Source organism: Variovorax sp. LG9.2, assembly GCF_035018885.1.
Lineage (GTDB): Bacteria > Pseudomonadota > Gammaproteobacteria > Burkholderiales > Burkholderiaceae_C > Variovorax.
The window spans coordinates 1-23,718 of record NZ_JASJXB010000007.1; the positions used below are offsets into that span (position 1 = coordinate 1).

The 23,718-nt window shown below is 60.8% G+C and carries 24 protein-coding genes and 1 pseudogene; 13 read left to right on the top strand and 12 right to left on the bottom strand.

Annotated features, from left to right (window positions below; all coding sequences use genetic code 11):
• The 8 genes and pseudogenes from QN413_RS09045 to bfr form a co-directional block, all read right to left on the bottom strand.
• Positions 1-184, bottom strand: a pseudogene (locus QN413_RS09045) (energy transducer TonB); the annotation flags it as partial.
• Between the two features lie 101 nt (positions 185-285).
• Complete coding sequence (locus QN413_RS09050; protein WP_323496293.1) at positions 286-558, bottom strand: (2Fe-2S)-binding protein; 273 nt, start codon at positions 556-558, stop codon at positions 286-288.
• A gap of 117 nt (positions 559-675) precedes the next feature.
• A complete protein-coding gene (locus QN413_RS09055) occupies positions 676-2,124 on the bottom strand; it encodes a sulfite reductase subunit alpha (protein ID WP_323496294.1) in 1,449 nt (482 codons plus the stop codon).
• Positions 2,121-3,101 carry an FAD:protein FMN transferase gene (locus tag QN413_RS09060; RefSeq protein WP_323496296.1) on the bottom strand — a complete coding sequence of 327 codons (981 nt, stop codon included), beginning with the start codon at positions 3,099-3,101 and terminating at the stop codon, positions 2,121-2,123. Before QN413_RS09060 ends, QN413_RS09055 begins: the two co-directional genes overlap by 4 nt.
• A gap of 101 nt (positions 3,102-3,202) precedes the next feature.
• A complete protein-coding gene (locus QN413_RS09065) occupies positions 3,203-4,009 on the bottom strand; it encodes a DUF4198 domain-containing protein (RefSeq protein ID WP_323496297.1) in 807 nt (268 codons plus the stop codon).
• Positions 4,010-4,061: 52 nt separating this feature from the next.
• The gene (locus QN413_RS09070) at positions 4,062-4,595 is read right to left on the bottom strand and encodes a DUF2271 domain-containing protein (RefSeq protein ID WP_323496298.1); all 534 of its coding nucleotides are present in this window, start codon (positions 4,593-4,595) and stop codon (positions 4,062-4,064) included.
• Between the two features lie 21 nt (positions 4,596-4,616).
• Positions 4,617-5,282 (bottom strand): PepSY-associated TM helix domain-containing protein, encoded by a 666-nt coding sequence (locus tag QN413_RS09075; protein ID WP_323496500.1) that lies wholly within the window; start codon positions 5,280-5,282, stop codon positions 4,617-4,619.
• A gap of 215 nt (positions 5,283-5,497) precedes the next feature.
• On the bottom strand, positions 5,498-5,974 hold the full coding sequence (gene bfr / locus QN413_RS09080; RefSeq protein WP_323496299.1) for a bacterioferritin: 477 nt from the start codon (positions 5,972-5,974) through the stop codon (positions 5,498-5,500).
• Positions 5,975-6,250: 276 nt separating this feature from the next.
• Here bfr and ahpC point away from each other — a divergent pair, with 276 nt between their 5' ends.
• Positions 6,251-6,814 carry an alkyl hydroperoxide reductase subunit C gene (ahpC, locus tag QN413_RS09085; protein ID WP_323496300.1) on the top strand — a complete coding sequence of 188 codons (564 nt, stop codon included), beginning with the start codon at positions 6,251-6,253 and terminating at the stop codon, positions 6,812-6,814.
• A gap of 87 nt (positions 6,815-6,901) precedes the next feature.
• A complete protein-coding gene (gene ahpF / locus QN413_RS09090) occupies positions 6,902-8,497 on the top strand; it encodes an alkyl hydroperoxide reductase subunit F (RefSeq protein WP_323496301.1) in 1,596 nt (531 codons plus the stop codon).
• A gap of 43 nt (positions 8,498-8,540) precedes the next feature.
• On the opposite strand, the gene QN413_RS09095 is transcribed toward ahpF, so the two are convergent.
• Positions 8,541-9,362, bottom strand: a complete 822-nt coding sequence (locus QN413_RS09095; protein ID WP_187052590.1) for a pyruvate, water dikinase regulatory protein — start codon at positions 9,360-9,362, stop codon at positions 8,541-8,543.
• 182 nt (positions 9,363-9,544) lie between these two features.
• Here QN413_RS09095 and ppsA point away from each other — a divergent pair, with 182 nt between their 5' ends.
• From ppsA to dnaB, 7 genes are all read left to right on the top strand, one after another.
• Positions 9,545-11,938, top strand: coding sequence for a phosphoenolpyruvate synthase (gene ppsA / locus QN413_RS09100; RefSeq protein ID WP_323496303.1), 2,394 nt, complete (start codon positions 9,545-9,547; stop codon positions 11,936-11,938).
• Between the two features lie 203 nt (positions 11,939-12,141).
• Positions 12,142-12,705, top strand: coding sequence for a hypothetical protein (locus tag QN413_RS09105; RefSeq protein ID WP_323496304.1), 564 nt, complete (start codon positions 12,142-12,144; stop codon positions 12,703-12,705).
• Positions 12,706-12,831: 126 nt separating this feature from the next.
• Positions 12,832-13,206 carry a 30S ribosomal protein S6 gene (gene rpsF / locus QN413_RS09110; RefSeq protein ID WP_323496305.1) on the top strand — a complete coding sequence of 125 codons (375 nt, stop codon included), beginning with the start codon at positions 12,832-12,834 and terminating at the stop codon, positions 13,204-13,206.
• Between the two features lie 43 nt (positions 13,207-13,249).
• On the top strand, positions 13,250-13,525 hold the full coding sequence (gene priB / locus QN413_RS09115) for a primosomal replication protein N (RefSeq protein WP_187055135.1): 276 nt from the start codon (positions 13,250-13,252) through the stop codon (positions 13,523-13,525).
• Between the two features lie 18 nt (positions 13,526-13,543).
• Entirely contained in the window at positions 13,544-13,825 is a 282-nt protein-coding gene (gene rpsR / locus QN413_RS09120) for a 30S ribosomal protein S18 (protein WP_068632397.1), read from the top strand.
• Between the two features lie 13 nt (positions 13,826-13,838).
• Positions 13,839-14,291, top strand: coding sequence for a 50S ribosomal protein L9 (gene rplI / locus QN413_RS09125; protein WP_323496306.1), 453 nt, complete (start codon positions 13,839-13,841; stop codon positions 14,289-14,291).
• Positions 14,292-14,514: 223 nt separating this feature from the next.
• Positions 14,515-15,918: a replicative DNA helicase gene (gene dnaB / locus QN413_RS09130; protein WP_323496307.1), complete on the top strand. Its 1,404-nt coding sequence runs from the start codon at positions 14,515-14,517 to the stop codon at positions 15,916-15,918.
• A gap of 159 nt (positions 15,919-16,077) precedes the next feature.
• Here dnaB and QN413_RS09135 read toward each other — a convergent pair whose 3' ends face one another.
• The 3 genes from QN413_RS09135 to QN413_RS09145 form a co-directional block, all read right to left on the bottom strand.
• Positions 16,078-17,880 (bottom strand): PhoH family protein, encoded by a 1,803-nt coding sequence (locus tag QN413_RS09135; RefSeq protein ID WP_323496308.1) that lies wholly within the window; start codon positions 17,878-17,880, stop codon positions 16,078-16,080.
• 187 nt (positions 17,881-18,067) lie between these two features.
• Positions 18,068-18,544 (bottom strand): peroxiredoxin, encoded by a 477-nt coding sequence (locus tag QN413_RS09140; protein ID WP_187052584.1) that lies wholly within the window; start codon positions 18,542-18,544, stop codon positions 18,068-18,070.
• Between the two features lie 121 nt (positions 18,545-18,665).
• The gene (locus tag QN413_RS09145) at positions 18,666-19,052 is read right to left on the bottom strand and encodes an Mth938-like domain-containing protein (protein ID WP_323496309.1); all 387 of its coding nucleotides are present in this window, start codon (positions 19,050-19,052) and stop codon (positions 18,666-18,668) included.
• 99 nt (positions 19,053-19,151) lie between these two features.
• Between QN413_RS09145 and QN413_RS09150 the strand changes: the two genes are divergently transcribed.
• The 4 genes from QN413_RS09150 to mobB are packed head-to-tail and all read left to right on the top strand — an operon-like array spanning position 19,152 to position 23,705.
• Positions 19,152-20,375 carry a pyridoxal phosphate-dependent aminotransferase gene (locus QN413_RS09150; protein ID WP_323496310.1) on the top strand — a complete coding sequence of 408 codons (1,224 nt, stop codon included), beginning with the start codon at positions 19,152-19,154 and terminating at the stop codon, positions 20,373-20,375.
• 22 nt (positions 20,376-20,397) lie between these two features.
• The gene (locus QN413_RS09155) at positions 20,398-21,720 is read left to right on the top strand and encodes a homoserine dehydrogenase (RefSeq protein ID WP_323496311.1); all 1,323 of its coding nucleotides are present in this window, start codon (positions 20,398-20,400) and stop codon (positions 21,718-21,720) included.
• An 8-nt stretch (positions 21,721-21,728) separates the two neighbouring features.
• The gene (thrC, locus tag QN413_RS09160; RefSeq protein WP_323496312.1) at positions 21,729-23,156 is read left to right on the top strand and encodes a threonine synthase; all 1,428 of its coding nucleotides are present in this window, start codon (positions 21,729-21,731) and stop codon (positions 23,154-23,156) included.
• A gap of 6 nt (positions 23,157-23,162) precedes the next feature.
• Positions 23,163-23,705: a molybdopterin-guanine dinucleotide biosynthesis protein B gene (gene mobB, locus QN413_RS09165; protein WP_323496313.1), complete on the top strand. Its 543-nt coding sequence runs from the start codon at positions 23,163-23,165 to the stop codon at positions 23,703-23,705.
• Positions 23,706-23,718 lie beyond the last annotated feature (13 nt).

Below are 23,718 nucleotides of genomic sequence, written 5' to 3' on the forward strand. Positions count from 1 at the left end.
CTTTCGGGGGATCGATGAACTGACTGATTATTTCCACCGGGATGACGATCTCCGCTGCCTTGCGAATCAGGCCTGCTTGCAACGCCCACAGTGCGGCAAGGTGAAAGAGTACGACGCCACCAGCGATGACGGTGTTTCGGGACAAGCCCAGCGCGGTTGGCGGTGAAGAAAAGCGGTCAGACACGATCAACCATTCGAGAGCGCGCACGCCAAAACGTGCCCGCGATGCAGCAGAAACCGCGATTTACTTGCGAAATATCCACCAGACCGAGCCGGCCACGAAAATCAGGCTGCCACCGAGTGCCGAGAAGAGTTCCATGCTTTGCTTTCCGAAATGGAATTAGCAAGCTGGATCGACTGATGCCCGGTTTCGCGGTTCAACGCGGCGACCGGATGCGATGCGCTGCACTGCGCGACGACATCTCGCGCGCAACCTTCACACTGACCACACTGGGTGGCTACGCCGAGTTCGAACTGCACTTCATCGAAGGTCATGCCAGCGCGCGCATGGCGTGCGATGTCACGATCAGAGACTCGGCGGCAAACGCAAACGATCATGGCGGTGAAGCGGCAGATTGGCTGGCTGTTGAAGGAGCATGATTATAAATACGAATCTCTCGCATTTGCAATCGCTATTGGTCAATAGCTCGAACCCTCGTCCGGGCCCTCAGGCTTTCAATACACATCACGCCGATAGCGGCCTTCGCGCGAAAGCGCATTGACTTCCGCGTCGCCGAGGATTTGCCTTAGCGCCGAATCCACGCCCGACGCCATGCCTTTCACGCTGCCACACACGTAGATCGCCGCGCCGCGCTTAACCCAGTTCGTCAGTTCGTCGGCGTGGCGCAGCAACCGGTGCTGAACATAGAGTCGCTCGGTCTGATCGCGCGAAAAAACCATGTCCAGACGCTGCAAATGACCATTGACCTGCCAAGCCTCAATCTCCGCCTGACAGAGAAAGTCGTGCGCAGCGTTGCGCTCGCCGAAGATCAACCAGTTGTCTGCCGTAGCAGCGGACGCTTTCCGGCTGGCAGCGATTGGAGACGCGGTATCGATTGCGCCCTGTGGATCTCGCGCTCGCAGGTGGCTGCGCAGGCCGGCAAGGCCAGTTCCATTACCGATGAGGATGAGCGGCCGATTGGCGTTGCCCTCGAGCCGAAAACGCGCGTGCGGCCGAAGGCGCATCGCAACCGTGTCGCCGATCAAGAGAGTCGAGGTCAGCAAGCCCGATGCCGCACCCAGCGTGCCATCGGGGTGTTGCTCTTGCCGCACCATCAATTCGAGCTGACCATCGATGGCGATCGATGCGATGGAGTAGTCGCGCAGCCTCCCGGCATCGCCAGCAAGCTGAATCTGCACGAGGTCGCCGGAACGCCAGTCCGCAACAACGCTGCGCGGCGGTCCGAACGCGAGTTGATAGATCGGCGCGCCAGCGCTGCCGGCGTTCAACAGCACTCGCGAGACAAGCTGCCAGGGAGCGAACAGGCTGGTTTCACCGGTTGCCGCGCCACTCGGAGTTGTTTCACCTGAGCTGACCGCGTCGTCTGTAGCCGGGGTTCGCCAATGCGCCCGCCATTGGGCCAGGGCCGCCGGATCTCCGTTGTCGACATCGATGCGCGCCACCATCGGTCGGGCGCCGGTGCGTGTCAGCCACTTGTCGATGTCTCGCCCGAAGCCGCAGAAATTGTCGTAGCCACGGTCGCCCAAAGCGAGGACGGCGTAGCGCAGCGCCGGCAGTTTCAGCGACAGGCCCATCACTTTCTCGGCGAAGACGGCGGCGCCATCCGGCGCATCGCCTTCGCCATAGGTGCTGGCGATAACGAAGGCGCGTTTTGCGCTTTCGAGCGTCGTCGCATCGACCTCGTCGAGCGGCAATACACGCGTCGACGTGCCGGCGTCGTGCAACCAGCGCGCGGTTTCCCAAGCGATCGATTCGGCTTGCCCGGTCTGGCTGGCGAACAGGACCAGTGCTGGTTCTGTGGTTCCATCGCCGGCCAGCGCTTGCGCCGCGAGACGCTTTGCAGCGTGCCGTCTGCGCTGCCTGATGAACACCGCCGAACACAACGCGGCGTAGCCCAGCAGCGTCGCGCCTGCGCCCACCGTGCGGACCAACATGTCGCTCATTGCGCCAAGGTATCGCGTGAATTCCACGCCGAGCTGGCGCGCACGTCCAGCGCGTCGGTGCCCCGGCAAACGAATCGTGCGGCGATGTCGCCCGTCTCCGCAAACGCCATGCCGTCGACGGGCCCGAGAACCGTGAGCACTGTCGCCAGTGCGTCTGCTTCCATGCAGGACCGATGCAGCACGGTCACCGCAGCGAGTTCGTTTGAAACCGGCTCGCCGCTGCGTGGATCGATGGTGTGCGACCAGCGCCTGCCGTCGCGCTCGCGCGTGTGCCAGCGGTCGCCGGACGTTGCGATGGCAAGGTCGTTGAGTTGCACACGTTGCGGCGTGCCGTCGGTTTCGGAAAGCGACGAGTCGATCATGACTTGCCATGGACGACCGTCTGGTCGCCGTCCGGCGCCGCGGAGTTCGCCACCGATCTCCATCAGAAAGTCATGCAGCCCGATTGCGTGAAGCGACGCAACACAATGGTCGACGGCAAAGCCTTTTGCGATGCCTGAAAAATCGAGCGCCAAGCCGCCCGGCTGGAGCAAAGTCGCGGTGGCCGCATCGAAGGCAAGCCCTTGCCACCCGGTGCGCGCGCGTGCCTCGGCGACTGCCTCGGCCGACGGAACGAATGCCGCTGTCGACTCGTCCGCGTCCGGACCGAATGCCCAACAGCCAACGAGCGCGCCGATCGTGGGATCGATTGCGTTGCCGCTGGCCTCGGCCCACCGTAGCGCGCACACCAAGACATCGCGAAACTCCCGGGCGATGGTGTGACGCGAGCCTGCGGGCGCCGCGTTGAATCGACTGATGTCCGATGCGGATTCCCAATGACTCATCTGGGCGATCACGCGCGCCAGTGATTCGTCGATAGCAGAACGCACTTGCGGCAATGGAAGCATGCGCGGGTTGTCGAAACGCAGCGACCATGTCGTGCCCATCGTGCGACCGCCCAGCTGCTGCAGGCGCACCGGGTCCGCTCGGCGCGGCACCGCGAGATTGGCATAGCCGCCGGCACGCCAAGTGGCAAAAGAAGGCGCCGCAGAGCGAGCCGGCGCGTCTAAGCTTGAATGAGCAAGGTCGCGATGCACGTTCAGGGCATGACTTCCAGCGTCGCCGCGTAGCTCAGACGTCGTTCTTTGGCTTGCGGCACGGTGGTCTTATTGTCTTTGGTGCTGGCGTCGAGCCAGTACATGCCGGCCATCGGCCAGGTCACGGTGAACTGACCTTTGGCGTCGGTCTTGATCTTCGTTTCCTGCAGCTTGTCGCGATACTGCGTGTTGCCGGCGGTCACCGTCACTTCGAGATCCTTGGCGGGCTGGCCGTCGAGGTTCAGCGTGAAGCTCGTCTTCTCGCCCTTGACGAGATCGGTCGGACTTCCGGTCGAGATGAGTTCCAGTCCTTGGCCGATCGGCTTCAGTACAGATGGCTTGCCGACGGTAACGAAGGTTTCGATGCGGCCCGTAGATTGCGAGATGACCACATCGGTCGCGTCGGCCGGGACTTCCTTGGCGATGGTTTCGGCCGTGCCGCGCGCCCGTTTTTGCGCACCGGCCTTGTCTTTCCAGGAAGCGAACGCGCCCGAATTGATGACCGCAATGCGGTAAGTGCCCGGCTGCGCCACAGCGACGTCGAACACGGTTCGTTGCTTGAGCTTGGCTTCGTTCTCGGGTTTGATCGTGCTGCCGTCCGGCGCTGTGATCAAAAGACCGTCAAGACGCAGCGGAGCGTGGTTAGCGACAAACAGATCGTTCGACACGGCAGCATCGATGCTGACCACGTCGGCCTTTGAAAAGACAGTGGTCGAAGGCAGTAACCAGGCGTTGTGCGCTTGGGCCGTTCCGAGCACGGTGGTAAGGGCGAGGGCCGTGGCGGCGGTCGAGAGAACGGAAATTTTCATAGCTGACTCCGGTGACTGAGAGTGGATCGATCAATCTTGACGTTTGCCCGAATCACGGTTTGAGTTGAAGAGTAATTTCGCCCAGCTCTTCCTTGCCCGTTGCCACCATGGGCTGTGAGGAATTCGGCGGCCACTGGAACGGGATGCTCACGACTTCGCGCCCACCGGCTTCGCGTGCGGCTTCGACCACCAGCTTGTATGAGCCCGCAGCGAGCTTGGGCATCGCACCCGTGCCTTCGGTGAAGTTGAGTTGTTGTTTGCCGACCGGCTTGGTGGCGCCCGTGATGCCGTCGGCAGGCACTGCGAGCTCTCGTCCACCGCGGCGCCACCACTGGCGCAGATCTTTCAGCCACTTGGTGCCTTCGCCTTCGGGGTTGTTGGTCTTGGTGCGCACGTCGTACCAGACCGCGAGCGTGGCTTCGAGCGAATTGTCGGCACGTTCGATCCACGCGGCAACGTAAGGGCGGTGGTATTCCGACCCGCTAAGGCGCGGCACCTCGATGTTCACGCCCAAGCCGCTAGCGAGGGCCGGGGCGGCGAACAGGACCGAAGCGGTGAGCGGGGCCAGGGCATAGCGAAGTTGCACGTAAAACCTCTTGGAAAGGAGTCAATGAATAAAGAGCAGCGCAAGCACCACAGGAATGACGAAGCCCATGCCGACCATCGGCCAGGTGAACGGTCGGTTGCCCGCGTGCATCTTGAGAATGAACAGGCCGGTGATCGAGAAGACCAACGCGGCGCCTGCAAAAATGTCGATGAACCAGCTCCACGCTTTTCCGGTGTTGCGGCCTTTATGGAGATCGTTCAGATAGGAGAGCCAGCCTCGGTCGGTGCGCTCGTATTCGGCATCGCCGTCGGTAAGGCTCACACGCAACCACGCATCGCCACCGGGACGGGGCAGCGATAGATAGATCTCGTCATCGGACCATTCGGCGTCGCGGCCCGAGGTGTCGACCGCAAACTGTTTCTGTAGCCATGAATGCAGTTCGACCGGCATGGGCGCTCTGCCTTTGCTCGCTTTATCTGCCTTGACTACTGCGGTTCGACTTTCAAGCCTGGACTGCAGTGCCGCGTCGAGCTTCGCGTGGCGATTGGTGACGGCCGGCTTGGCTTCGATCTGGCCTGCGTGGTTAAGGGTGAAGCCAGTCACACTGAAAAGAATCAACCCGATCAGGCACATCGCCGAACTCACCCAGTGCCACTCGTGCAGTGTCTTGAGCCAGTAGGCGCGTCGGCGGTTGTCAATGGCGGAGGAGGGGACTGCTGCTGTCATCGGAGGCTGCAATTCTATCCTCACAAATGAGAATGAATACTATTTACGATAGCGTTTGGGAGGCAGATTTATGGTGGGGAGAATGGCTCGCATAGCCCCGCCTGATTGCCAGCGGAGCTATCGAATAGATAGCAAGGTAGCTTGGGTAAGCGGCAGGTAAAGCCAAAAAACAAAGCGGGGCCGAGGCCCCGCTTTGTTGTCGAGAAAATGCCGCCTTATTCGTGTTGGCCCATCTGGCTCTGCAGGTAATTTTGTAGTCCAACCTTGCCGACCAGATCGATCTGCGTTTCAAGAAAATCAATGTGCTCCTCGGTGTCGTCGAGGATTTTCTGCAGCAGATCACGCGAGACATAGTCGCGTACCAATTCGCAATGTGCGATGCCGGCCTTGATGGTCGCTTGCGCTGCGGTTTCTGCACCGAGGTCGCAGTTCAACAGCTCTGGTACGTCTTCGCCAATATTGAGCTTGCCGAGGTCCTGCAGATTGGGCAAGCCGTCGAGCATGAAGATGCGGTCCATCAGCCAGTCGGCATGCTTCATCTCGCCGATCGATTCTTCGTATTCCTTCTTGGCCAGCTTGTCCAGACCCCAATGCTTGAGCATGCGGTAGTGCAGGAAATACTGGTTGATTGCAGTGAGCTCGTTTTTAAGCTGAGCCTGCAGGTGTTCGATGACTTGTGGGTCGCCCTTCATGATCTTTTCCTTTTTCTGAAGGGGGATTGTCAGAGGTTGAAGCCCGTCGGGGCAAGCAATTCCATGCTTCGCCGCGTCTGAACGCGTGTGATGCTGATACACGTTCGCGTTGGCACGCGGTCGTGCGTGAACGAGCCCTTGCCGGACACTCCGAGCTTCATAGTGGCGCGCAATCCTTGGAATAACCCATAGCTATAAGTTCAGCGCTATTGGTAGTTACACTAGTGAAAGGCTCTCTATGAGCTGTCTTTTTTACCAGCCACCAAGGAAAACAGTATGTCTTTGATCAATACCGCGATCGTCCCCTTCAAGACCCAAGCCTATCTCAACGGCAAATTCATCGAGGTATCCAACGAGTCGCTCAAGGGCAAGTGGTCGGTGCTGATTTTCATGCCGGCTGCGTTCACCTTTAACTGCCCAACTGAAGTCGAAGACGCGGCCGACAACTATCCTGAATTTCAGAAGTTGGGTGCAGAGGTTTACATCGTGACCACCGACACCCATTTCTCGCACAAGGTTTGGCACGACACCTCGCCTGCCGTTGGCAAGGCCAAGTTCCCGCTGGTAGGTGACCCGACGCACGTGCTCGCCAAGGGCTTTGATGTGTATATCGAAGAAGAAGGCTTGGCTTTGCGCGGTACCTTCGTGGTCAACCCGGACGGCATCATCAAGACCGCTGAAGTGCACTCCAACGAAATCGCCCGAGATGTGAAGGAAACACTCCGCAAGCTCAAGGCCGCTGTGTACACCGCTGCACATCCAAATGAAGTCTGCCCCGCTAAATGGAACGAAGGCGACAAGACCATTGCGCCGTCCTTCGACCTCGTCGGCAAGATTTAAGCACCAACCTGCGCCCGAGCCCGGGCGCGTTTGCTCCCGGGCTTTTTTGTTTCTACAGAAGTTCGTTCTTAAAGAAGTGAATTCGTCATGCTCGACACCGCCACCAAAGCCCAACTGAAAAGTTACCTCGAACGTGCGACGCAGCCGATCGAAATCGTCGCCTCGCTGGACGACAGCAATGCCTCGGGTGAGCTGTTGTCGTTGCTGAAGGACGTCGCTGAATCGTCCCCGCTCGTCAAGCTGACCGAGAGCCGCGACGACAGGCATCGCAAACCCTCTTTCTCGGTGAATCGCCCGAGCGAGAACCACGGTCCGCGTTTTGCCGGCTTGCCGATGGGCCACGAGTTCACGTCGCTGATCCTGGCCCTGTTGCAGATCGGCGGCTATCCCCCCAAGGTCGAGCAAGCCATCCTCGACCAGATCAAGGCGCTCGACGGCGATTTCGAATTCGAGATCTACGTTTCGCTGACCTGCCACAACTGCCCCGACGTCGTGCAGGCACTCAATCTGATGGCGGTGCAGAACCCGCGCATCCGCACCACGATGATCGAAGGCGGCACCTTCCAGGACGAAGTCAAGGAGCGCCAGATCATGGCCGTGCCGACCGTGTTCCTGAACGGCACCGAGTTCGGCCAGGGCCGCATGACGCTCGAGGAAATTCTCTCCAAGATCGACACCAGCGGCGTGGAGCGTGAAGCGAAGAAGATCGACGCCAAGGACCCGTTCGACGTGCTGATCGTCGGTGGCGGACCGGCTGGTGCCGCTGCCGCCGTGTACGCAGCGCGAAAAGGTATTCGCACTGGCGTTGCATCCGAGCGATTCGGAGGTCAGGTGCTCGACACCCTGGGCATCGAAAACTTCATTTCTATCAAAGAAACCGAAGGCCCGAAGTTCGCCCACGCACTCGAGGAGCACGTTCGCAATTACGACGTCGACATCATGAATTTGCAGCGCGCCAAGGCACTGGTGCCGGGCAAGGAATTCATCGAGGTGCAGCTGGAAAGCGGCGCGTCGCTGAAGAGCCGGTCAATCATCATTTCAACGGGCGCTCGCTGGCGCAACATCAACGTGCCCGGTGAGCACGAATTCAAGAACAAGGGTGTGGCGTACTGCCCGCACTGCGACGGCCCTCTCTTCAAGGGCAAGCGCGTTGCGGTGATCGGCGGCGGCAATTCGGGTGTTGAAGCGGCCATCGATTTGGCGGGTATCGTCGGTCATGTGACTCTCATCGAGTTCGACACGGCACTGCGCGCAGATGCAGTGCTCGTGCGCAAGCTGATGAGCCTGAAAAACGTCGAGGTCTTCACCAATGCGCAGACCACGGAGATCACCGGCGACCAAAAAGTCAATGGTCTGCTCTACAAGGATCGCGTATCGGGTGAATTGCGCACGGTCGCGCTCGAAGGTGTCTTCATCCAGATCGGCCTCGTGCCGAATACCGATTGGCTCAAGGGCGTGGTCGAACTGTCGAAGCACGGCGAAATCATCGTCGACGCACGGGGGCAGACTTCGGTGCCCGGCGTGTTCGCTGCCGGCGATGCAACGACGGTGCCGTTCAAGCAGATCATCATCGCCGCGGGTGATGGTGCAAAGGCTGCGCTCAGTGCGTTCGATCACCTGATTCGAACGACGGCACCGGTCGAGGAAGAATCTGCGCAACCGAAGGTCGCTGTCGCCGCCTGAATGCGACAAGCACTCCTAGCAGGAAGCGCGGCGGTCTGAGCGGCTAATAGACGAGTCGTTCGGGCCGCAGTTCCTGAAGGATCGTGGTCGCGATTTCTTCGATCGACTTGGTGGTGGTCGACAGCCAGCGAACGCCAGCACGCCGCATCATCGCCTCTGCTTCACTTACTTCGTGCCGGCAGTTCTCGAGGCTTGCGTAACGTGAGTTCGGTCGGCGCTCATTGCGGATTTCAGCGAGGCGCTCGGGCTGGATCGTAAGCCCGAACATCTTCTTGCGATGAGGCAGCAGCGCTGGCGGCAGCTGGCGCCGGTCGAAGTCTTCCGGAATCAGCGGGTAGTTGGCGGCTTTGAGGCCATGCTGCATGGCCAGATAGAGCGATGTCGGCGTCTTTCCGCTTCGGCTCACACCGACCAGAATGACATCCGCGCCTTCGAGGTCGCGATTGCTCTGGCCATCGTCGTGGGCCAAGCTGAAGTCGATCGCTGCGATTCGCGCGGTGTATTCCTTGCTCTTGCTTACATCGCTGAAGCGCCCGATGCGGTGATTGGACTTGACGCCCAGCTCGATCTCCAGTGGGCGCACGAAGGTGCCAAACATGTCGAGCAGCATGCCCTTGCTGCCGGTTTCAATCACCTCGAGCACCTCCATGTTCGCCATGGTGGTGAAGACGATCGGCCGTACGCCCTCGATCTCCGCCGTATGGTTGATTTGCCTGACAGCCTGGTGCGCCTTGTCGACCGTGTCGGTAAAGGGCAGCCGAACGTGGCGCGGCTTCATTTCGAACTGGGCCAGAACGGCGTTGCCGAAGGTTTCGGCAGTGATGCCGGTGCCGTCGGAGATGAAGAAAACGGTACGGGTTTGCATGATCTGCGGCCTTGTCCTGCGGCGCGTACAACGGTGCCACGCCTACAATTCGGCCCATTATCGGGAATCTGCTTCCCGCTCTCCACACATCCCATGCAGAACGCCTACGCACCCAGAGCAACGAGAACGATCGTGCTGAGTCGACTGCATGCGGCACCGGTTTTAACTTCTGGAGCTTCCCCATGTCTGAACTATTCGAAGCGACCGCCCTGGTCGTACCGTTCGAGAATCTGAGAATGACCGACGTCGAGTCGGTGGGCGGCAAGAACGCCAGTCTCGGCGAGATGATTTCGCAGTTGCCTCAAGGCGTGCGCGTACCGACCGGTTTTGCGACCACAGCCCACGCCTTTCGCGAGTTCCTGGCTCATGACGGACTGGCCGGCAAGATCAGCGCTGTGCTCGCCAAGCTTGACACTGAAGACGTTCGCGAGCTGGCCAAGGTCGGCGCGGAGATCCGGTCGATGGTCGAAGCTCAGCCATTTCCCGACAACTTGCAGAGAGCCATCGGCGACGCCTTTGCCACGCTGAGCGCGGGCAACCCGCAAGCCAGTTTTGCCGTGCGTTCGTCGGCAACGGCCGAAGACTTGCCCGATGCTTCCTTCGCTGGACAGCAAGAAACCTTCCTCAACGTGGTCGGTGTCGAAGACGTGCTGCACAAGATGAAGGAAGTGTTTGCCTCCCTCTACAACGACCGTGCGATCAGCTACCGCGTGCACAAGGGATTTGCCCATGACGTGGTGGCGCTGTCGGCTGGCGTGCAACGGATGGTGCGTTCTGACCTGGGCGCGGCGGGCGTGATGTTCACCATCGACACCGAGTCTGGCTTCGAAGACGTGGTGTTCATCACTTCGAGTTATGGGTTGGGTGAAACGGTGGTGCAGGGCGCCGTCAATCCCGACGAGTTCTACGTGCACAAGCCGACCTTGCGTGCCGGCAAGCGCGCGGTGATCCGCCGCAACCTCGGCTCGAAGCTGATCCAGATGGAATTCGCCAGCGCCGATGAGAAAAAGGCGAGCGGCAAGTTGGTCAAGACGACCGACGTGCCTACCGAACAGCGCAACCGCTATTCGCTGACCGATGCCGACGTCGAGCAACTCGCCAGGTACGCGCTGGTCATCGAAGAGCACTACGGTCGCCCGATGGACATCGAGTGGGGCAAGGACGGCACCGACGGCCATCTGTACATTCTGCAAGCGCGGCCTGAAACAGTGAAGAGCCAGCAGCAAGGCAAAGCCGAGCAACGGTACAAGCTGCTGGGCAAGGGTGCAGTGCTGGCCGAAGGCCGCGCGATCGGCCAGAAGATCGGCACGGGGCCAGTTCGCCTTGTCTACAACATCAGCGAGATGGACAAGGTCCAGGCTGGCGACGTGCTCGTGACCGACATGACCGACCCCAACTGGGAGCCGGTGATGAAGCGCGCAGCCGCCATCGTGACCAATCGCGGCGGGCGCACCTGCCACGCCGCCATCATTGCGCGCGAGCTCGGCATTCCGGCCGTCGTTGGCTGCGGGGACGCGACGGATCTGCTGAAAGAAGGAACACTCGTCACTGTAAGTTGCGCGGAAGGCGATACGGGCTTCATCTACGACGGCTTGCTCGAAACCGAAGTGACCGAGGTCGAGCGCGGCACGATGCCGGACATCGATCTGAAGATCATGATGAACGTCGGTAACCCGCAGCTTGCTTTCGACTTTGCGCAACTCCCGAACCATGGGGTCGGGTTGGCGCGGCTCGAGTTCATCATCAACAACAACATCGGCGTGCACCCTAAGGCGATCCTCGACTATCCCAACGTCGACAACGACTTGAAGAAGGCCGTCGAATCGGTGGCGCGAGGCCATGCGTCGCCACGCGCTTTTTACGTCGACAAGGTGGCCGAAGGCATCGCCACCATTGCCGCAGCCTTTTGGCCCAAGCCTGTGATCGTGCGACTGTCTGATTTCAAGTCGAACGAATACCGCAAGCTGATTGGCGGTTCGCGTTACGAGCCGGAAGAAGAGAACCCGATGCTCGGCTTCCGAGGTGCCGCTCGCTACATCAGCGACGATTTCCGCGAAGCCTTCCTGATGGAGTGCGAAGCGTTGAAGCGGGTGCGCAACGAGATGGGCCTGGTGAACGTTCAGATCATGGTGCCGTTCGTGCGCACGCTGGGTCAAGCCGAGCGCGTGACCGGCCTGCTGGCAGCCGAAGGTCTCAAGCGCGGCGAGAACGACCTCAAGATCATCATGATGTGCGAAGTGCCAAGCAACGCCATCCTGGCGGATGAGTTCCTGGAGTTCTTCGACGGGTTTTCCATCGGCTCGAACGACCTGACGCAGCTGACGTTGGGACTGGACCGCGATTCCGGCCTGGAGCTTTTGGCGGCCGACTTCGACGAGCGCGACCCGGCGGTCAAAGCCATGCTGAGCCGCGCCATCAAGGCATGTAAGGCCCAAGGAAAATATGTCGGTATTTGCGGTCAGGGTCCGAGCGACCACCCGGACTTCGCGATGTGGCTTGCTGAGCAGGGGATCGAATCCATCTCTCTCAATCCAGACAGCGTGATCGACACATGGAAGCAGCTGGCGGCCCGCTGAGCCTGCCAGGCAGCGCGCGGCTGTTGCGCCTGTGCTGCCAATTTATTCACACTGCTGACGCAATGCCCGCGTCAGTTTCGTGTAATTGCAACCAAATGCTTTTTTGATGTCAAACTCCGAAATCGATGAAGCGCGTCTGGCCGTGTTGGTAGCAACCGATGCGCTGGCGGCAATCGACCATTCACTTCGGGACCATCGAAATCATGATTCTTGTCAAGACCGACTCGGGTCAGCAGACGTTGAAGGACCGTTCGGTGCGGCTGACGCCGCGGCAGCGCTCGGCCTTCATCCTGTGCGACGGCAGGCGTTCGATCGACGACGTGCTCGCGGCCGGCATGGGAATCTCGCAAGAAGATCTCGATCACATGGTTGATTTGGGGTTGCTCGCGCTGCTTACCGGAATGGGCGCGCATGGGATGGCTCGATCTGTATCGGCGGAGCCCGCTCCTGCTCCCAGCCGTCCCGCGCCTGTACAAGCAACCCAGCCGTTTTCACCCGCGCCGTTGTCGTCCCCGGCGGCCGCCCCCGCCTTTCTTGCTGCTGCCCCGTTGCAGCCAACGTCCACGCGCTCGCGCCAACAAAGATATCAGGACGCTTATCCCATTGCGACGCGGCTGACCGGATCACTCGGGTTGCGCGGTTTTCGCTTGAACCTGTCGGTCGAGGGCACCTCCACGTACGACGAGCTCCTGGCATTGGCGCCGAAGATCCGCACAGCCGTTGGCGCGGACAAAGCCGCTGAACTCGACCGCGCACTCGAAGGCTGATGCAGGCACGCGAAGTGCGTCATGGGAGGGGTGACTGCTATAATCGTGGGCTTTCCCTTGCCACACCGCGTCCGACGCTGCGGGTGGCTTTCCCCTCGTTTCGAGGAAAATTCCACAAGGAGTGCTATGCGTCACTATGAAATCATCCTGCTGATCCATCCGGATCAAAGCGAACAAGTTCCGGCCATGCTGGAGCGCTACAAGGGTCTCATCACGACCGGTGGCGGTAAGATCCACCGCGTCGAAGACTGGGGCCGCCGCCAACTGGCCTATCAGATCAACAAGCTCAGCAAGGCTCACTACCTGTGCGTCAACATCGAAGCTGAGCAAACCGTGATGGCAGAACTCGAACACGCGTTCAAGTTCAACGACGCCGTGCTGCGCCACCTGACCGTGGTCAAGAAGAAGGCCGATACCGGTCCTTCGTCGATGATGAAGACGGTCGAGCGCGAAGAGGCTCGCAAGGCCCAACAAGCCGAGTACGCGAACAACAACAACTGATGGTGTGACGGTGACCGATAAAGCGGTCGCGGCCAATCAGCTCCTGCTGACAGCCGTGGTCGCCGAACTCGGTGCCTTGCGATTCACGCCATCCGGCTTGCCCGCCATTGATCTTCGGCTCGACCATGAATCGAAGATCGAAGAAGCAGGGCAGGCCAGGCAGGTGAAGGCGGCTTTGAAGGCCGTGGCGTTCGGCACAACCGCCGAGCGACTCGCAAGTCAGGCGTTGGGAAGTCTCTGGCGATTTCAGGGCTTTCTGGCGACTCCCGGCAACGGTAAGCATCCCGTACTGCACATCCAGGATTTTCAGCAAGATTAATTTTCGAGAGGTCCCATCATGGCCACGTTCAAGAAATTCAACAAAGACAAGCGTCCGAAGCGCAACACCCAGTCGCTGCTGTTCAAGCGCAAGCGTTTCTGCCGCTTTACCGTCGCGAATGTCGAAGAGATCGACTACAAGGACATCGACACCCTGCGCGATTTCATCAGCGAAAACGGCAAGATCATTCCCGCACGACTGACCGGCACCCGCGCTATTTATCAGCGCCAGCTCAACACCGCGATCAAGCGTGCACGCTTCCTCGCAATGGTGCCGTACAGCGACCAGCACCGCGTCTAAGGAGTTCGACACCATGCAAATCATTCTTCTGGACAAGATCGTCAACGTCGGCGCCCTCGGCGATATCGTCAAGGTCAAGGACGGCTACGCACGTAACTTCCTGATTCCGTCGGGCCGCGCTCGTCGCGCCACGGAAACCAACAAGGCCGAATTCGCCGCCAAGCGCGCCGATCTCGAAAAAGCGGCGGCTACCAAGCTCGCCGAATCGCAGGCCCAAGGCGAAAAGCTCGGCGGCACGGCCATCAAGCTCACGCAAAAAGCTGGCGTCGACGGTCGTTTGTTCGGCTCGGTCACCAATGGTGATATCGCCGAAGAGTTGAACAAGCAGGGCTACAAGGTTGCCAAGTCGCAAGTGCGTATGCCCAACGGTCCAATCAAGGTTGTCGGTGACAGCACTGTGAGCGTGGCGCTCCACACCGATGTGGTGGTCGACATCACCGTGACGGTGTACGGCGAAACCGCCTGATCCAGGCCTGAAACCAGGTTGATGGAGCGCACAGAGGTGCGCTGCTGCGAAAGCCGCCTCCGGGCGGCTTTTTCTTTGTCCCGTCGACGGTCACCCAGCTTTTCCATGTTGTTCAGCGCCTGTGCACAGGGTTTTGCACAGCAGATACACAGCACATGCACAGCGTTGTGCATGGACGCTGCGCCCGTCGTGGGCGTAGCATGCCGTTCCAATTCGAGGCCCCATGTCCGCTGTTTTTTCTTTCGCCGAAAACGATTCTTCCGACCGTCAGGTTGCGCAACTTCGCATCCCGCCGCATTCCATCGAAGCGGAGTCGAGCGTGCTCGGCGGCCTGCTGCTCGACAACAACGCATGGGACCGGATGGGCGACCTGCTGGTCGACAGCGACTTCTATCGCTATGAGCACAAGCTGATCTACGCGTCGGTCGGCGCACTCATCAATGCGACTAAGCCGGCGGACGTGATAACCGTCTACGAGCACTTGCAGAACCTCGGCAAGGCCGACGAAATCGGTGGTCTCGTCTATCTGAATTCGCTCGCGCAATACGTCCCGAGCGCGAGCAACATCCGACGCTATGCGGAGATCGTTCGCGAGCGCTCGATCTTGCGCAAGCTGGTTTCGGCCAGCGACGAGATCGCCACCAACGCCTTCAATACGCAAGGCAAAGCCGTCGACAAAATCCTAGACGAGGCCGAGCAAAAGATCTTCAACATCGGCGAGGAAGGCTCGCGCATGAAACAGGGTTTCCAGGGGATGGATTCCCTGGTGGTCGAACTGCTCGATCGCGTGACCGAGATGGCAGACAACCCGAACGACATCACGGGCGTGCCGACCGGCTTTGTGGACCTCGACCGGATGACCTCAGGCTTTCAGGCGGGCGACATGATCGTGCTGGCCGCTCGCCCTTCGATGGGCAAGACCGCCCTGGCGATCAATATTGCCGAGCACGTTGCGCTCAACGAAGGCCTGCCTGTCGCGGTGTTTTCGATGGAAATGGGTGCCTCGCAACTTGCGGTGCGGATCGTCGGTTCCATCGGCCGCATCGACCAGACGCATCTGCGCACCGGCAAGCTGACCGACGAAGAGTGGCCGCGCTTGACCGAAGCCATCGAGAAACTGCGAAACATCTCGCTGCATATCGACGATACGCCGGGCCTCACGACAAGTGAACTGCGCGCCAACGCGCGGCGGCTGGCCCGCACCTGCGGACAGCTGGGCCTGATCGTTGTCGACTACCTGCAGCTCATGAGCGTCTCGACATCGATGAGCGATGAAAATCGTGCCACTGCGGTGGGCGAAATCTCTCGCGGTTTGAAGATGCTCGCCAAGGAGCTGAAGTGCCCCGTGATCGCGCTGTCGCAGTTGAGTCGCGGTGTTGAAAGCCGCACCGACAAGCGTCCGATGATGAGCGACTTGCGCGAGTCGGGCGCCATCGAGCAGGACGCTGACGTGATCATGTTCATCTACCGCGACGACTACTACAACAAGGACTCGAAAGAGCCGGGCGTTGCAGAAGTGATCATCAGCAAACAACGAAACGGGCCAACCGGCACCATCAAGCTTGCGTTCCTGAAACCGATCACCAAGTTCGAGAGTCTGGCGAGCGGCGGCGGGTACGAGTACTAGCGCGGCACCGTATCAACCTGCAGGCGCCGCAACATCGCGGCAAGACTCGGTGATGCTGACGCACGCCTCCTGACAACATCATTGCAACGAGTTTTTTTGTAGACGAAAGAGCCCGCGCAACCATCGGCAGCGCGGGCTCTTTCGGTGATGCGCGTTCGCCTAGAGCACTTCGCTGGCGAAGTCCGCGAGTCGCGAACGCTCGCCGCGCGCCAGCGTGATGTGGCCGCCGTGCGGCCATCCCTTGAACTTGTCGACTGCGAAAGTCAGACCCGACGAGCCTTCGGTCAGGTACGGCGTATCGATCTGCGCGAGGTTGCCCATGCAGATGATCTTGGTGCCCGGTCCGGCTCGGGTGATGAGCGTCTTCATCTGCTTGGGCGTCAGGTTCTGTGCCTCGTCGACGATCACGTACCTGTTCAGAAACGTCCGCCCGCGCATGAAGTTCATGCTCTTGATCTTGATGCGGCTGCGGATCAGCTCATTAGTGGCCGCGCGGCCCCACTCGCCGGCGCCGCCGCCATCGCCCTTGGCCAGGAACTCGAGGTTGTCGTCCAGTGCACCCATCCACGGGCCCATCTTTTCTTCTTCGGTGCCTGGCAAAAAGCCGATGTCCTCGCCCACGCTTACCGTGGCGCGAGTCATGATGATCTCGGTGTAGCGCCGATCGTCGAGCACCTGCGTGAGGCCCGACGCCAGCGCCATCAGTGTCTTGCCCGTGCCGGCGGTACCGGTCAACGTGACGAAGTCGATATCCGGGTCCATCAGCAGGTTCATCGCGAAGTTTTGCTCGCGGTTGCGGGTTGCCACGCCCCACACTGCGTTCTTGCCGGAACTGTAGTCCTTGAGCGTCTTGAGCACCGCGGTCTTCTCCCGGATTTCAGTCACGCGCGCGTACATGCTCGGCTCGCCGGGCGCCTCGAAGTACACGAACTGGTTGATGTACAGGTTGGGCACGATGGGGCCACTGATGCGATAGAAGGTCGTGCTGCCGCTCTGCCAGCTTTCGACCGTCTTGCTCTGACGCGTCCAGAAGTCGAGCGGCAGGGCGAAGGAGCCGGCGTACAAAAGGTCGCCGTCTTCGAGCGTCTTGTCGTTCTGGTAATCATCGACCGCAAGGCCCAGTGCGCGCGCCTTGACGCGCATGTTGATGTCCTTCGACACCAGGACCACTTCCTGCTTCGGCCGACCTGGTGCGTCCTGCGCATAGAGGTCGCGCAGCGCCTGCACCACACCCAGGATCTGGTTGTCCGCCTTGCCTTGTGGCAGGCTGGTCGGCAGCGAGTAATCGAGTGGCGCCGTCTGAAAGAACAGCTTGCCACCCGCACCCCGATGGCCGGTGGCGTCGAGCTTCAGCCCCTTGGTGATATCGGCATCCTTGGCGCCGGCCAGTGCGTCCAGCGTGCGGCTGGTCTGGCGGCCATTGCGCGCGACTTCGGTCGTGCCTTTCTTGTGACTGTCCAGCTCTTCGAGCACGATCATCGGCAGGAAAATGTCGTGCTCTTCGAAGCGAAACAGACACATTGGATCGTGCAGAAGCACGTTGGTGTCCAGCACGAACAGCTTGGCCGGGCCTGATGACTTTGCGCGGCGCGGCCGCGCGCTGTCCTGCGGTGCGCGCTCTGGCCGTGCACGTGTAACCGGCGCGGGCGCAGGCACTGGCGTCTGAGCCGGCGAAGGCGTGCGTTCGGCCCTGGCTTGCGTCGGTTCGGGTGACAGTTCCGCCCTGACGACGGGGCGTGGCTTCGTCTCGATTTGCTGGGCCGGTCCGGTGTTGGACCCGCCGCCTGCGTCGGCAGGGCGGCGATCTAACAATTCCAGCGGCTGCGTGCCGGCGACCGGCGCTTCGTCAGCGTGGCGGCCGCCACCGCGTCGGGGCGCCTTTTGCGATGAATGCGCCGGCGCGTCCAGCGCGTCGGGAGAGAGCAGGGCGGCGCGTTTCGTAGGGGCAGGAGGCAAGGGCATGTGGAAGTTCGCTCGCAGGATAGGGGGAACCAGAAAACGAAAAAGCCGCCTTAAGGCCAAGGCGGCTTTGTTCGAGGAATGCGGTCGTGGACCTCAACGGCATGAGGCCATTATGCACACCACGGATGACGCATCCGAAGCCGTTCGTGTTGCGGCTGCAACAGTCAAACAGCGACGAACCGCATTTTCACGCGGCTTTTTTCAGGGCCTTAACGGCCTTGAGCACGTCGTCGACATGGCCTGGAACCTTGAGGCCGCGCCATTCGGCCTTCAGAATGCCATCGGCGCCGATCAGGAAGGTGCTGCGCTCGATGCCCTTGACCTTCTTGCCGTACATGATCTTGTTCTTGACCACGCCGAACATGTGGCACATCTTCTCTTCGGTGTCGGCGATCAGCTCGAAAGGAAGCTCGAGCTTGGCCTTGAACTCGTCATGCGATTTCATGTTGTCGCGGGACACGCCAAACACAGTGGCACCAGCCTTCACGAAGTCCTTGAACCGGTCGCGGAACTGCATTGCTTCAGTCGTGCAACCAGGGGTGTTGTCTTTGGGGTAGAAGTACATCACCAGTACGTGACCGAGATGCGAAGTGTTCGAAACCTTGAGGCCACCAGTGGCATTGGCATCGAATTCAGGGATGGGTTTGTTGACAACGATCGCCATGAAACTTGTTTTCTCCGTTGGGTTTCACTTGCGAGCACACTCGTCGAAGTGAAGGATTGGTCGTTGCTAACTGAGGGCAGCTCGCCGTGTCGCAACCCGCGATTTTACCCCGAAAAGAGAACTATCCGGCACCGTCGGGCGGCTCGACCAGCAGGGCGGCCACCACGTGGCGCCCTTCACCGGCCAGGATGTTGTAGGTGCGACAGGCAGCGGGAGTGTCCATCGTCTCGACGCCGGTGCGCTTTGCCATCAACGGCTGAAGCCACGCCGCTTGCGGGAACCGGATGCGCTTGCCGCTGCCGAAAATGATGAGCTCGGCCCCCAGCGCAGCGAGTTGGGCAAAGTGCTCGGCACCGATCTGGTCGAAGCTGGTGCAGCCCCACTCGAAGCGCTCGCCGCGCGAGCCCACCACGATGCTGCCCTCGACTTTTTCATTGTTGATCGCGACCCAGCCAGGGCCGTGCGCGGTGAGAGTCTGAACGTCGGATTTATCGGGCTGGAGCTTCATCTGGCGGGGGTGCGAACTGTGGTCAAATTATAGGTTTTCTCCAGTGACACGAGGCCCCGCAGGGCCTTTCGAGCAACCCGCCCGGGAGGGCTTTCCGTTTTGAAGCAAATCAAGAAATCGGCCAAGCTGGCCAACGTTCTCTACGACATCCGCGGTCCGATCATGGACGCCGCCAAGCAGATGGAAGAAGAGGGCCAGAAGATCATCAAGCTCAACATCGGCAACCTCGCCATGTTCGGCTTCGACGCACCTGAGGAGGTGCAGCAAGACATGATCCGCAATCTGCCGGCGTCGGCGGGTTACTCGGACAGCAAGGGCATCTTCGCAGCGCGCAAGGCGGTGATGCACGAAACGCAAAAGCAGGGCATCGCCGGCGTCACGCTCGACGACATCTATCTGGGCAACGGCGCAAGCGAGCTCATTGCCATGGCCACCAACGCACTGCTGAACGATGGCGACGAGCTGTTGCTGCCGGCGCCGGACTATCCGCTGTGGACTGCGGTGTCGAGCTTGTCCGGCGGTACGCCGGTGCACTACCTGTGCGACGAAGCGAACGGCTGGATGCCCGACCTGGACGACCTGCGTTCCAAGATCACGCCGCGCACAAAGGGCATCGTCGTCATCAACCCGAACAACCCGACCGGCGCACTTTATTCCGACGAGATTCTGAAGGCCATCGTCGACATCGCGCGTGAGTATGGCCTGGTGCTGCTGGCCGACGAGGTCTACGACAAAGTGCTGTACGACGGCGTCAAGCACACCGCCATTGCCAGCCTGAGCACCGACGTGCTCACGCTCACCTTCAACTCGCTTTCCAAGAGCTATCGCTCGTGCGGCTACCGCGCAGGGTGGCTGGTGGTGTCGGGCGACAAGAAGGAGGCGCTCGACTACATCGAGGGGCTCAACATGCTCTCCAACATGCGGCTGTGCGCCAATGTGCCGGGCCAGTGGGCGATTCAAACCGCTCTCGGCGGCTACCAGAGCATCAACGATCTGGTGGGAAAGGGAGGGCGCTTGCGCCGCCAGCGCGACCTGGCGTACGAGCTGATCACCGCCATTCCCGGCGTGACCTGCGTAAAGCCGGTGGCTGCGCTCTACATGTTTCCCAAGCTCGACCCGAAGGTCTACCCGATCGACGACGACCGGATTTTCTTTCTCGAGTTGCTGAAGGAAACCAAGGTGATGCTGGTGCAAGGAACCGGCTTCAACTGGGCCACGCCAGACCATTTCCGCATCGTGTTTTTGCCGCATGAAGAAGACCTGCGCGAAGCGATCAACCGCATCGCCAAGTTTCTCGAACGCTACCGCACGCGCAACGCCTGATTTTTCGACGAAATTTCCAAGAATGAAACCCATCCAAGTAGGCCTGCTCGGCATCGGCACGGTAGGCAGCGGCACCTTCAAGGTGCTTGAGCGCAACCAGCAAGAAATCAAACGCCGGGCCGGCCGCGGTATCGAGATCACGATGGTGGCCGACCTCGACACCGAGCGCGCCAAAGCCGTCGTCGGCGACGCCGTGCAGGTCGTGAACGATGCGCGCGCCGTCATCGCCAATCCGGACATCGACATCGTGGTCGAACTCATCGGCGGCTACGGCGTTGCAAGGCAACTCGTGCTCGAGGCCATTTCGGCCGGCAAGCACGTGGTCACCGCCAACAAGGCGCTGCTCGCAGTGCACGGCACCGAGATTTTTGCGGCTGCACACGCCAAGGGCGTGATGGTCGCTTTCGAAGCCGCAGTCGCAGGCGGCATCCCGATCATCAAGGCGCTGCGCGAAGGGCTCACTGCCAACAGCATCCAGTGGATTGCCGGGATCATCAACGGCACGACCAACTTTATTCTGTCGGAGATGCGAGACAAGGGTCTCGACTTTGCAACTGCGCTACAGGATGCGCAACGCCTCGGCTACGCAGAAGCCGACCCGACCTTCGATATCGAAGGTGTCGACGCGGCGCACAAGGTCACGCTGATGAGCGCGATCGCTTTCGGCATTCCGGTGCAGTTCGACAAGGCGCACGTCGAGGGCATCACCAAGCTGTCCGCGCAAGACATCAAGTACGCCGAACAACTCGGCTACCGGATCAAGCTGCTCGGCATCACCAAGCGCATGCCCAACGGCATCGAGCTGCGCGTACACCCGAGTCTGGTGCCGTCGAAGCGCCTTCTGGCGAACGTCGAAGGCGCGATGAACGCCGTGCTGGTCAACGGCGATGCGGTGGGCAACACGCTGTACTACGGCAAGGGCGCGGGCAGCGAGCCTACCGCCAGTGCGGTGATCGCCGACCTGGTCGACATCACGCGCCTGCACACGGCCGACGCCGCGCACCGCGTGCCGCATCTGGCTTTCCATCCCGACGCGATGAGCGACCTCAAGGTGCTGCCGATGACCGAAGTCGTCACCAGCTACTACCTGCGCCTGCGCGTGGCCGATCAGGCCGGCGTGCTCGCCAAGGTGACCGGCCTGCTGGCGACCGCCGGCATCAGCATCGACGCCGTGCTTCAGCGCGAAGCCGACGAGGTGGGCGGCGAGGGCTCGACGCAAACCGACCTCATTATCCTCACGCACGACGCGCGTGAGGGCACGGTCAACGACGTGATTGCCGAGCTGCAGGCGCTGCCGACGGTGCTGGCGCCGATCGTGCGGATTCGCAAAGAAGAACTGAGCTGATCGAATCGATGAACTACCTGAGTACGCGCGGTCACCCCGATCGCAAACGCTTTTGCGAGATCCTGCTTGAAGGCTTGGCACCTGACGGTGGCCTGTATCTGCCCGAGCACTATCCGGAGGTCGATTCGGCCATGCTGGCGAAGTGGCGCGATCTGCCCTATGCCGAACTCGCATTCGAGATCCTGTCGCTCTACATCGACGACATTCCGCCGGCCGATCTGAGAGCGCTCTGCGCTAAGACGTACACCGCTGAAGTCTTTGGCAGCGACGAGATCGTGCCGCTGCGCGAGCTCGAAGACGGCGTGTACCTCGAAGCCCTCTCGAACGGCCCGACGCTCGCCTTCAAGGACATGGCGATGCAGTTGCTCGGCAATTTGTTCGAGTACGAACTGGCGCGCCGTGGCGCCGAACTCAACATCCTTGGTGCGACCAGTGGCGACACTGGCAGCGCGGCCGAATACGCGATGCGCGGCAAAAAGGGCGTGCGCGTTTTCATGACGTCACCCGAAGGCCGCATGAGCCCGTTTCAGCAGGCACAAATGTTCAGCCTGCAAGACGCCAACATTCACAACATCACGATCGCCGGCGTTTTCGATGATTGCCAGGACATCGTGAAGGCGGTGTCGAACGACCTCGCTTTCAAGCGCAAGTACAAGATCGGCACGGTCAATTCGATCAATTGGGCGCGGCTGCTGGCGCAGGTCGTCTACTACTTCGCTGGTTATTTCCAGGCGACGCCGGCAGCGAAAGATGGGAACGACAAGCAGGTGAGCTTCGCGGTGCCCTCCGGCAATTTCGGCAACGTCTGCGCTGGGCACGTCGCGCGGATGATGGGCCTGCCGATCCACACGCTGGTGGTCGCCACCAACGAGAACGATGTGCTCGACGAGTTCTTTCGCACCGGCGTCTACCGTGTGCGCGCGGCCGCCGACACGCACGAAACATCGAGCCCGTCGATGGACATCAGCAAGGCCAGCAACTTCGAGCGCTTCGTGTTCGACTTGCTGGGCCGCGACGCGAAGCGTTTACACAGCTTGTTCGACACCGAGCTCGCACGCACTGGCCGTTTCGACCTAAGCGACGATCCGGCGTTCGCACTGACGGCCACGCGGTTTGGTTTCAAAAGCAGCCGCAGCACGCACGCCGACCGGCTCGCCACGATTCGCGACACCGACAAGCGCTTTGCAACGCTCATCGACACGCACACCGCCGACGGCCTCAAGGCTGCGCGCGAACACCTCACGCAGGGCGTGCCGATGATCGTGCTGGAGACGGCTCTGCCGATCAAGTTCGCAGCAACGATCGTCGAGGCACTGGGTCGTGAGCCGGAGCGGCCGGCCGGCTTCGAAGGCATCGAGGCATTGCCCAAGCGTGTCGTCAAATTGCCGGCCGACGCGGAAGCCATCAAAGCCTACATTGCGCAAAACTCGGACTGAGTCGGCATGAAAGCGATCGGCTTTTCCGGATATTCCGGCGCGGGCAAGACCACGCTGGTCGAGCGCTTGATACCGGTGTTGAGGCGACAGGGCCCACGCGTCTCGGTCGTCAAGCATGCGCACCACAAGTTCGATGTCGATCGTCCGGGCAAGGACACCTACCGTCATCGTGAGGCGGGCGCCTTCGAGGTAGTAGTGGCGTCGGACAAACGGCTCGCGTTGATGCGCGAGTTCGAACAGCCGACGCAGCTTTCGGTCCATGACCTCATCGCCGAACTCGATGCCCGAATCGACTGGGTTTTTGTCGAAGGCTTTCGGCATGCCGACCTGCCCAAGATCGAGGTCTGGCGTGCAGCACAAGACGGTGAGCCGGCACGCACCGCGCACTACATTGACGATCGCTTCATCGTCGGCATCGCGACCGACGACGCGACCCGACTGCCTGCGCCCACGCCGCTGCCGGTGTTCGACCTGAACGATGCCGAAGCACTGGCGCGTTGGCTGATCGACAGCGGCGATCGCTTCGAATACAACCAGCACCATGCCTGAATCCGCGCCAACC

Coding starts and splice junctions, on each gene's coding strand:
- QN413_RS09050 (WP_323496293.1), bottom strand. CDS start 558: ATGATCGTTTGCGTTTGCCGCCGAGTCTCTGATCGTGACATCGCACGC.
- QN413_RS09055 (WP_323496294.1), bottom strand. CDS start 2,124: ATGAGCGACATGTTGGTCCGCACGGTGGGCGCAGGCGCGACGCTGCTG.
- QN413_RS09065 (WP_323496297.1), bottom strand. CDS start 4,009: ATGAAAATTTCCGTTCTCTCGACCGCCGCCACGGCCCTCGCCCTTACC.
- QN413_RS09075 (WP_323496500.1), bottom strand. CDS start 5,282: ATGACAGCAGCAGTCCCCTCCTCCGCCATTGACAACCGCCGACGCGCC.
- bfr (WP_323496299.1), bottom strand. CDS start 5,974: ATGAAGGGCGACCCACAAGTCATCGAACACCTGCAGGCTCAGCTTAAA.
- ahpC (WP_323496300.1), top strand. CDS start 6,251: ATGTCTTTGATCAATACCGCGATCGTCCCCTTCAAGACCCAAGCCTAT.
- ahpF (WP_323496301.1), top strand. CDS start 6,902: ATGCTCGACACCGCCACCAAAGCCCAACTGAAAAGTTACCTCGAACGT.
- QN413_RS09095 (WP_187052590.1), bottom strand. CDS start 9,362: ATGCAAACCCGTACCGTTTTCTTCATCTCCGACGGCACCGGCATCACT.
- ppsA (WP_323496303.1), top strand. CDS start 9,545: ATGTCTGAACTATTCGAAGCGACCGCCCTGGTCGTACCGTTCGAGAAT.
- QN413_RS09105 (WP_323496304.1), top strand. CDS start 12,142: ATGATTCTTGTCAAGACCGACTCGGGTCAGCAGACGTTGAAGGACCGT.
- rpsF (WP_323496305.1), top strand. CDS start 12,832: ATGCGTCACTATGAAATCATCCTGCTGATCCATCCGGATCAAAGCGAA.
- rpsR (WP_068632397.1), top strand. CDS start 13,544: ATGGCCACGTTCAAGAAATTCAACAAAGACAAGCGTCCGAAGCGCAAC.
- rplI (WP_323496306.1), top strand. CDS start 13,839: ATGCAAATCATTCTTCTGGACAAGATCGTCAACGTCGGCGCCCTCGGC.
- dnaB (WP_323496307.1), top strand. CDS start 14,515: ATGTCCGCTGTTTTTTCTTTCGCCGAAAACGATTCTTCCGACCGTCAG.
- QN413_RS09135 (WP_323496308.1), bottom strand. CDS start 17,880: ATGCCCTTGCCTCCTGCCCCTACGAAACGCGCCGCCCTGCTCTCTCCC.
- QN413_RS09140 (WP_187052584.1), bottom strand. CDS start 18,544: ATGGCGATCGTTGTCAACAAACCCATCCCTGAATTCGATGCCAATGCC.
- QN413_RS09145 (WP_323496309.1), bottom strand. CDS start 19,052: ATGAAGCTCCAGCCCGATAAATCCGACGTTCAGACTCTCACCGCGCAC.
- QN413_RS09155 (WP_323496311.1), top strand. CDS start 20,398: ATGAAACCCATCCAAGTAGGCCTGCTCGGCATCGGCACGGTAGGCAGC.
- thrC (WP_323496312.1), top strand. CDS start 21,729: ATGAACTACCTGAGTACGCGCGGTCACCCCGATCGCAAACGCTTTTGC.
- mobB (WP_323496313.1), top strand. CDS start 23,163: ATGAAAGCGATCGGCTTTTCCGGATATTCCGGCGCGGGCAAGACCACG.